We start from the raw sequence: 1,236 nt of genomic DNA, 5'->3' as shown, positions 1-1,236 counted from the left end.
GATGCAACCATCCTCAACGGCGCCGGCGGCAGCGTGCTGGTTCGCTTCCGCAACCAGGACTCCGTGCTCGATGTCGGTTCGCTGTCTGGCGACGGGGCCATACTAATCGACGATTCACAGCTGGCGCCGCAGCTTTCGCTCGGCGCGCTCGGTCATGACGACGTCATCGGCGGCACCATTTCCGGAAACGGCTCTCTGACCAAGACCGGCGCGGGCAAGCTGACGCTCAACGGACAGAACAGCTATGCGGGCCTGACCACCGTCGACATGGGAACGCTGGTGGTGGGCGACGCCAGCCATGGCACAGCGAGCCTCGCCGGCGATGTCACGGTGGATTCCGGCGCGCGCCTTGGCGGCATCGGCACCATGGGCGGCAATGTCACCATCCTCGGCACGCACGGCGTCGGCAATTCCATCGGCGTCCAGGCGGTCGGCGGCAACTATGTCAATCATGGCGTCCTGGAGGTCGAGGCGACCCCATCCGGCGCCGACAGGCTGATCGTCGGCGGCACGGTCGACATATCAGGCGCCACGCTCAACCTGGTCCTGACGCCGGCGACAGCCGAGAGCTGGAACCTGCGCAACGGGCCGTACACGATCATCCAGAACAATGGCGCTGCCGATGTCGCCGGCACCTTCGCCTCCGTCGGCAACCTCAACGACCTTCTCTTCCTCGACCATCTCATCAACTACAAGGGCGGCGACGGCAACGACATCACCCTCGCCTTGGCGCGCAACGACGTCGCGGTCGCCAACGTCGCCACCACCCGCAACCAGTTCGCGACCGCCGGAGCCCTCGATCGGCTGGGCGAAGGCAATGCGCTTGCATGGGCCATGCTGCTCATGACCGACAAGGACGCAGCGCGCCTGGCGCTGGATGCCGCGTCGGGCGAGGTTCATGCCTCAGCCAAGGGGATGCTGATCGAGGACAGCCGCTTCGTCGCCGATGCCGCAACCGCCCGCGTCCGGGCGGCCATGGGCGACGTCGCCGCTCCCGCCATGCCAGTGATGGCTTATGGCGAGGGCGGCCCGGAGCTGGTCGAGGCTGACACCAGCCGTTTCGTCGTGTGGGGGCAGGCTTTCGGCTCCTGGGGCACGGCGAGCGGCGACGGCAATGCCGCCGGCCTCGACCGCTCCACCGGCGGCTTCCTCGCCGGCGCCGACACCGTGATCGGCGAAGCCTGGCGGGTCGGCCTGCTGACCGGCTACAACCACGCCAGTTTCGACGTCGACGAT

1 protein-coding gene is annotated in these 1,236 nt (G+C 67.7%); it reads left to right on the top strand.

What is annotated here, in order from left to right; translation table 11 throughout:
- Window positions 1–1,236: autotransporter outer membrane beta-barrel domain-containing protein (locus EN969_RS31705; RefSeq protein ID WP_127419765.1), on the top strand; the 1,236-nt coding region annotated here is incomplete at both ends.

It is taken from the genome of Mesorhizobium sp. M7A.F.Ca.CA.003.01.2.1 (assembly GCF_003998945.1).
GTDB lineage: Bacteria > Pseudomonadota > Alphaproteobacteria > Rhizobiales > Rhizobiaceae > Mesorhizobium > Mesorhizobium ciceri.
This window is presented reverse-complemented; position numbering and strand designations above follow the sequence as displayed.